At 65.9% G+C, this 5,421-nt stretch carries 1 protein-coding gene; it reads right to left on the bottom strand.

The window, feature by feature from the left end:
- Positions 1–309: 309 nt before the first annotated feature.
- Positions 310–5,421 (bottom strand): Ig-like domain-containing protein (locus AC3A4Z_RS22535; RefSeq protein ID WP_498714535.1); only part of this gene is annotated, 5,112 nt, incomplete at its 5' end.

The following is a 5,421-nucleotide window of genomic DNA, read 5'->3' as shown; positions in this document are numbered from 1 at the left end:
CGCCACCATCATTCAAATCCACCTCAGTGGTCTTAAACCCCGGATACAACACAGCACCCGTCACCACCACAGCAACAGCAGCACCAAACGCAGTACCGCTCACGACCTTCTTATAGCGCGTTTTGAGCCCAAGCTTCCCCAGCAGACTTGTCACAGCGTTACGTTTCCCTCAGTTTGTGTGGCCGTACGGCAGCGCGTTCGCGTACTGGCATGAGACTCTCTTTTCCCCGGCGCAAGCCTACCGAACCCTTACAGGCCCCGCGATGGGGAGCCCTCCCCAGAGCCGGGTCGGACCTGGGGCCATGCCGGTTATGGCGTTGCTCCTGTCGGGAAGGTGCACAGCGGCACACCGCTTTGCGCCGGCGCACCGATGGAGGTGTGCGTGGAATTGATCCAGCGGGTCGCGTTCGGTGAGCCCCGCATGATGTAGTACCACTGGCCGTCCCCGCCGTAGGTTGTGCCATGGGGCTTCCAGCACATAACGGTGAACGAGTCCATGTGGGACATCCACGGCCGGTCGTAGCCGCCCTTGCCGTCGCAGGTGTGGGCCACGGGATCATAGGACGTCGGCCCGGGAAGATCGGTACAGCTGCGGTCCATCCCGGTGTTCAGGCGCGTGGCCCAGCTGGTCTTCTGCGCACCGGACTGCGCGGAGGCGGATGCCAGCGGCCCGCCGGTGCCGCGCGAGTTGACGCCCTGGACCTCGATAAAGTGCCGCTCGCTGAAGCCGCCAGTGTTGATGGTGCGGCTTCCGGAGGCCGCCACCCGTTCCCAGCCGCCGCCGTCGATCCTGATCTGGGTGTAGGCGATGTCCCAGCTGCCGGCGGGGGGCGAAGCCCAGCTCAATGTCAGGTTCTTCTGGTTTTCAGCACCATCCGTCCCGGAGGCCGAAGGTGTACCCGGCCAGCCATAGGGGTTCACGGTTGCCGGAGCACTGGCGTCAGAGCTGGGAGCCACGGCGGAATTGGCGACCACAGTGATGGCGGTGCTGGTGCCGTTGGTGAAGCCGCCCACTGTCTGCCCGGGCCTGATGGGACCGGTCTGGCCGGTACTGGCGCGGTAGGTGTAACTGACCTCGGCGTAGGACGAACCGTTTCGCTCGGCGGCGGTCAGTTCCCGGAAGTTGATGGTGACGGCACGGCCGGCGCCTCCGGTGTCTGCTTCGGTTGCGGACACGCCGGTGACCTGGGCGAGTTTGCCCGTGGCCCGGCGTGGAGCCGAGGCGGCGCTGACTGCACCCTTGCCGGCCTTGTTCTCGGCCTGGACAGTAAAGGTGTATGAGGCTTCGGAGTTGTTGGCGGTGAAGTTGGCGGTCCGGACGGTGCCCGCCACCACCTGGGTCTGGTCCGCGCCTCCGCCGCCGCTCATGGTGACGTAGTAGTTCCTGATGGCGTCACCGTTGGTGTTCGGCTCATTCCAGTCAACCTTGAGCTGGTTGGACGTCCCTACCGAGGATGCCACGGACGATGTGGGCGCGGCCGGAGCAGCGGGGACGCCGGCAGGGTTGTCCTCGGCCGAGTACTGGCCCCAGTCGGACGGGCCGAGCTCGTTGACGGCCTGGGCGCGCACCTTGTACCGGACACCGTTGGTCAGTCCCGGCCAGTTGTAGCTGAGTCCGGTTACGCCGTTCTTGACGGCGATCCCGTTGGCCGGCGGCGGAGAGATCTCCAGGCTGTAGGTCTTTACCGCGGAGCCCTCCGTTTTTGCAGGGGCCCAGTTGATCTCCATGTTTTTGTCGCCGGCCTTGACCGTCGGGGCGTCCGGAGGTGACGGTTTTTCATCCGGCCGGATCTCGTTGGACACCGGTGAAGGATCGGATTCCCGGACTTCGTTGGTGGCAGTGACGGTGAAGATGTACTTGACGTCATTGGTCAGCCCGGTCAGCGTGCAGGTGGTGGTGGGGCAGTCCTGGGTGAAGCCGTTGCCGGAGCGCACGGTGTACTTGGTGATGGCGGCGCCGTTGTCCGACGGCGGTGTCCACTTGAGCACGGCGGTCCTGCTGCGGACGTCCGTTGCCGTAGGCGCGGAGGGAGCGTCGGGCCGGTCACGGACGGTGATGCGGATCCGGCCGTCGGTCTGCCGGGAGATGTCCTCGGTCTTGTCCATGACGGTGTACCGCACCACCATCACACCCTTGAACCCGCTGGCCGGGGTCACGGTGATGGAGTCGCCTGCCACAGCCGGCTGCCCGGCGGCGGAGCCGGTTTCCACAGTGGCGGAGGTGATCCGCAGCGGGGTTTCCGGGAACGGGTTGAAGTCGTTTCCGAGCACGTTAACGGTCTCGGAGCCGCCGGCGTTGGCTTTGTCCACCACGTCCTCGTTGGCCACCGGCAACGGCCGGTTTGAGGCAACAACGGTTGCTGTCACCGTGGCACGGACCGGCTCGGCCCGGCCGTCAGTGACTTTGAGCGGGATGCTTCCCTTCCAGCCGGCGTCCTTGGCCGATTCCGGGGTCACTTTCAGGGTTGAGTTGTCCACGCTGGCCGTGAAGCCCTCGGGCAAGGACCCGTCGAGTTCGAACTTGAGCTTTTCCTGGTCGCCTGAGTCCACGTCCTTGGCCAGATTTCCCAGCTCCAGGGCAGCGGATTCGCCCTTTGGCACGTCGAGGGTGGCACCGCTGAAGGTGGGCGCGTGGTTGGCGTTCGGGTCCGGAATGACCTTGGTAATGATGCTGAGGGTGGACTTGAGGCCGGCAGGATCTTCCGGTCCGGTACCGTCGGTCACTTCGAAAGTGACGGACCCGGGACCCACGTAGTCGTTGAGGGCAGCGTAGCGCAGGGCGCCGCCGTTCCCGGCCACCACGTCATCAGGTTCCGCACCCTGGACGCGGACCTTGTCCACCTGGGTGATGAGGGGTGTGCGTCCGTCCCGGACCCGTACATAGTCAGCCAGGTTGAGGGTGAGCTCCTTGCCGGCCATGACCTCCACGACGTCGGTTTTGGCCAGGGTGGGGTGCTGTTCCCCCTGCCCGGGAACCCAGATGACTGCCGTGGCGCTCTGGCCGTCAACATCGGTGACGGTGTAGGGCACCAGCTGGTCCTCCGGCGCGAGCGTGACCTGGACGGTGCCGTCTCCCGTGGCGCGGGCGTTGGGGTTGCCGTCAGGGAGGCCGATCTTCAGCTCGGAGGCAACGCCGTCGGGATCGGAGTCGTTCTTCAGCACCGGAACATCCACCGCCGACTTGCCCAGCGTCTCGGCCTGGGTGACCACATCATCCTTGGCGAGCGGAATCTTCAGCGCGGCATCGGGGCTGACCCGGACCCGGATCACGGCACCTGCCTGGGCTTTTTTGTCATCCTGGATTTTGTAGCTGACGCTTTCGTTGCCCGCGGCGGCCGGCGCCGTGAGCAGTACTTTGCCGCCGTCGGCTGCTTCGACGGCAAGCTCGGGGCGGGCTTCGAAGCCGTTGGATACCAGACTGACGGGGTCACCGTCCGGGTCCGAATCGTTGGTGAGTGCGTCCACTGCGATCTTCCGGCCGGGGCGGACATCCACGGCGTCATCGATGGCGATGGGTTTCTGGTTGTTGGTCTCCTGCGGCGCGATCCCTACGATCACGGTACCCGTGTTCTCGGCACCGATCCGGTCCCGGACGCGGTAGGTGAAGGTGTCCGTGCCGGCGGCGTTGCCTGCGGCGGTGAATTCCAGGTACCCGTCCTTGACCACTGCCGTTCCCATCGCCGGCGCTTTATCCACGCCGGTCAGCTGGACGGAGTCGCCGTCGGTGTCCGTGCCGTCCAACGGCACCGGGATGCGTACCGTCATGCCTGCCACAACACGGGCGGTGAGGTTCCGGGGCTCGGGCCGGGTGTTCAGTTGGTCGTCCCTGGCCCGGATCCGGATGGTCACCTGCTGGGAGTCTGACTGGCCGGACTCGTTGGTGACCTTATAGATGGCGTACACCGTTTTGGGCAGGTCACCGGCGATGAAACGCACCGAGTTCCCGGAGGTGAAGATGCGGCCGTCTGCCGGGTCCGGTGTCTGCGCCAGGACGGGTTCAAGCGTGAGCTTGCCGCCGTTGGGGTCTGTGTCGTTTTCCAGCACCGGAATGGTGACCACGTCGCCGGCGCGGACGGTGGCTTCGTCCGGTTTGGCCTGCGGCGCCTGAAGCTTCGCCGGGGCGGGAACCACCAGCACGGAAATTTCGCCAGTGGCAGAGGACTTGCCGTTGGAGATCGTGTACTTCACGCTGAGCTGGCCCTGGGCGCGGAGGTCGGTAATCCGCACCACGGAGTGGTCAAGGACCGCCACGCTCAGCGGCAGTCCGTCCGCGGCGGTCACCGACTGGACCACCAGCACACCGCCGGAGGGGTCAGAGTCGTTGCCCAGAACGTCCACCAGGACGCTGCCGCCACTGGGCAGCAGGGCGGTGTCACGGACTGCCACCGGGACGGCGTCACCGCCGCCGGGCACAACGTCGACGCGCACCAGCTGCTGGGCGCTGGCGGGTCCGTTGGTCACGAGGTAGGTGATGTAATGGGCGCCCGGTGCGGTGGCGTTGAACGTGAACGTTTGCTGGTCGGCGCCCATGACTGCCGTGGAGTTGCCGTCCGGGGTGATCTGGGCGAGGCGCAGGGCGCCGCCTTGCGGGTCGGAATCGTTTTTCAGCGGGGCGATCACCGTATCCACCCCGGCAACGGCCACCACGTGGTCGGCGTTGGCGATCGGCGGCAGGGCACCGGCCGGCTGCACGTCCACGGTGATTTTGCCCTCACTGGTGGACCGGCCGTCCGACACCGTGACGGTAACGGTTTTTCGCCCGGGCTCGGACCCGGAGTCCTGGAAGCTGAGCAGCCCGTCGGGCCGGATCTTGACCTGGTCGCGGGGATCACTGCTGGCAGCGCCTACCACAAAAAGGTCGTCGCCGTCGGGATCGATCCAGTCGGGAAGGATGTTCTGGCTGACCACCTTGCCCGCCTGCACCACCAGCGTGGTGTTCCGGTTGGGTTTCTGCCGCGGGGCGGAGTTCTCCCCCGGCGGGACGATGTTGAGTGTGACGTCGGCGGAGCCGGACAGGCCCCGGCCGTCGTCCACCGTGTATTTGAAAGCCTCCGAGCCGGTCTTGTCAGGGCCGATGCTGACCTGGAAACCGGTGGCGCCGTAGATGGGTGAGAGCAGGCCGGACTGGAGCGGCTCAGGGGTTCGGACGGTAAGGATATCGCCGTCGGGGTCGGAGTCGTTGTCCAGAACCGGGAGGATGGTGGTCTTTCCGGCGCGCACGCCGAAGGTGTCTGGCTTGGCCACGGGTGCACTGTTGGGTTTGGTGCGGTCCGGCAGGACGGTCTGCTGCACTTCGTCGGCAGAGTCCTTGTCGGCGTCGTCCGAGGTCTGCTGCGGCGGGATGACGTCGTCCCAGTTGTTGACCAGCTGCATGTTCTGGTTGACCAGCCACACGTTCCCGGAATTCACATCGTTCAGGAC

Source organism: Arthrobacter sp. Soil_C_49 (assembly GCF_057656635.1).
This window is presented reverse-complemented; position numbering and strand designations above follow the sequence as displayed.